General features: G+C 42.1%; 5 protein-coding genes. 3 read left to right on the top strand and 2 right to left on the bottom strand.

What is annotated here, in order from left to right:
* On the bottom strand, positions 1-659 hold a 659-nt coding region (locus VF500_RS11645), incomplete at its 3' end, for a TIM barrel protein (protein ID WP_330859827.1).
* 358 nt (positions 660-1,017) lie between these two features.
* Between VF500_RS11645 and VF500_RS11640 the strand changes: the two genes are divergently transcribed.
* The 3 genes from VF500_RS11640 to VF500_RS11630 all read left to right on the top strand — a co-directional run bounded on the left by VF500_RS11640 (position 1,018) and on the right by VF500_RS11630 (position 2,048).
* Positions 1,018-1,209: a hypothetical protein gene (locus VF500_RS11640; protein WP_121229697.1), complete on the top strand. Its 192-nt coding sequence runs from the start codon at positions 1,018-1,020 to the stop codon at positions 1,207-1,209.
* Positions 1,210-1,320: 111 nt separating this feature from the next.
* Positions 1,321-1,806 carry a hypothetical protein gene (locus tag VF500_RS11635; protein WP_330859826.1) on the top strand — a complete coding sequence of 162 codons (486 nt, stop codon included), beginning with the start codon at positions 1,321-1,323 and terminating at the stop codon, positions 1,804-1,806.
* 44 nt (positions 1,807-1,850) lie between these two features.
* Complete coding sequence (locus VF500_RS11630) at positions 1,851-2,048, top strand: hypothetical protein (protein ID WP_330859825.1); 198 nt, start codon at positions 1,851-1,853, stop codon at positions 2,046-2,048.
* 82 nt (positions 2,049-2,130) lie between these two features.
* On the opposite strand, the gene VF500_RS11625 is transcribed toward VF500_RS11630, so the two are convergent.
* Positions 2,131-2,223: a heavy metal-binding domain-containing protein gene (locus VF500_RS11625; protein ID WP_330859828.1), complete on the bottom strand. Its 93-nt coding sequence runs from the start codon at positions 2,221-2,223 to the stop codon at positions 2,131-2,133.
* Positions 2,224-2,235: the final 12 nt, after the last annotated feature.

Below are 2,235 nucleotides of genomic sequence, written 5' to 3'. Positions count from 1 at the left end.
TCATACAGGATCTTGCATGATGGGCTCCCAATGGCCTTGCAAATGGCATAAGCCTGATCGGGCGTGCGCAGAAACAAGTCGGGATTGTCACTTAGCGGTTCCAGTACCATGATAATGCCGTGCGGCTCCAGTATAGCGGTTCCCTTTTTAATAGCTTCAATAACATTACCAGTTTGTACGCCAATGGGGAGTTTACGTGCAAAATCGCCGGGCACAACGGTAACCAGCTTGCTGCCTATACGTTTAGCTACCTCAACAGCCTCTTTGCAGGAGGCTATGAACTTTTCAACCTGGTCGGCATTGCCTGTTGCCAGCATATTGCTATCATTACCCAGGCCCGGCTGTACAAAAACGCCCATGGCTATACCAAGTTTCGCCAGTGTATCCCCTATCTTTTTTTGCTGTTCAACCGGGCGGCCGCTCATGCCGTTATCCTCAATAGCCCTGAAACCTTTATCGTAAGCAAATTTTATCTGGTCGATAAAATCATCGCCCGCGTGATTTTTAAACATACCGTCGTGAATTCCGTAGTTAAGGTTAAAAGGTTTGTCGTCGGCAGGTTCAGAACTGCTATTAAGCGTGGCGGCTTTTAAAACACCTGTTGTAAATAACGAAGCCCCGGCCAGTACCGAGCTTTGAACAAAGTTTCTGCGTTTCATGAGGGTTGTTGATTGGTTTGCGGGCTAAATATAACACCTGTGCCTCATTTTAAGAGATGAATAAAGTTGTTTTATCGGGATTTTTTAAATCATTCATGACAACCCAACGACGAAGCATAGTTGAAAATCCGGCTATTTTTATTATCTTTGTGTATAAACGGCAAAATTTTAAAGCTATTCCAGCTTACAGCGCCCAGCTATTTTGATGCTGATCTGTTTTATTCCCGCTGATACCGTTGCTGCCCGGAACTTAACTTAAAGATCATTTTTACGCTCACTTAAACAGGTATTTATTACCCGGCCCGGCCATTTTACTGCTACACGGAATAGCTATTATTTAACTTAATTGATCTTAATTATGGCTAAATCGCAAGCAACATTCATGAAAAAACAACTGGAAAAAAATCGCCAGAAAAAAAAGGAAGATAAAGAACAACGCAAACAGGAACGTAAACAAAACTCAGGCGGCAGCGACCTTGACAGTATGCTGGCCTATGTAAACGAATTTGGCGAAATTGTATCAACGCCGCCCGAAAAAAAACAGGCATAGCCTGTTGTAAAGAGTACTTTATCCGAGTATTGTAACTATTTAGTGGCTATAGCCCGAGTGATTGAACCTTTTACTATTTTAATTGTCATAACAAAAAAATCAACCACAGTTATGAAATTTCAATTAGGCTTTGTTTCCCTTATCGCACTCACGGCTGCCTCTTGCTCGGGCAATCGTACAAAAAATGATGCCGATACGGTAATTAAAAAGGAAGACACCGCCATGGCCAACGCCCCCGATGCTCCGGCAGTAAATATGGAGTATTGTTTTTACGCCACCGAGGGCACTGCCAGCCAGGACACTACAAAAGTGAACCTCCATATTAACGGCAACAAAGTGACCGGTGATATGGACTGGCTGCCCAAAGAAAAAGATGCCCGCAAAGGCTCGTTGATGGGCAATTTGAACGGTAATGTTATCAAAGCATTGTGGACTTACGGGCAGGAAGGCAGTACAGATACGCTAAGCGTTGAGTTTCAGCTAAGGGGCAACCAGCTTGCACAAAAGCCTTATAAATACGATGCAAAAACCGGCAGGCAACAAACTAACAGCACCGCCGATTACGCAGTAATTTACAGCATGAAAAATTGTCGTTAATTTAAACGCTATTTATAAATTAGCTAAAAAAATAAAAAGCAAAAATGGAAAAGCGTGAAACCAGCATATTGTACCTCGTATTGGGTTTATACACCTTAATGATAAGCTGGTACTACAACCACAGTATAATTTTACTCATTATTCATTACATATTTTGGCCGGTTTATCTTATATATGAACTACTGATAGGCCACCTTGCTCATGACATGTGGAAAACCATTCCGCTTTCATACTTCAAATAAGACAAAAACACTTCCAATAAGTATAAAAACAGAAAAACCACCCTGAAATATATCAGGGTGGTTTTTCTGTTTTTATGGCAGTTTAAACTTTTTCAACCACAACCGCAGTACCGTAGGCAAGCACCTCGGTAATGCCCTGCATTACCTCGTTAGCATCATAACGCATGTTAATGATGGCATTTGCGCC

Source organism: Mucilaginibacter sp., assembly GCF_036383575.1.
Taxonomy (GTDB): Bacteria; Bacteroidota; Bacteroidia; order Sphingobacteriales; family Sphingobacteriaceae; genus Mucilaginibacter.
Note: the sequence above shows the minus strand (reverse complement) of the source record. Positions and strands in the feature narration are given on the sequence as shown.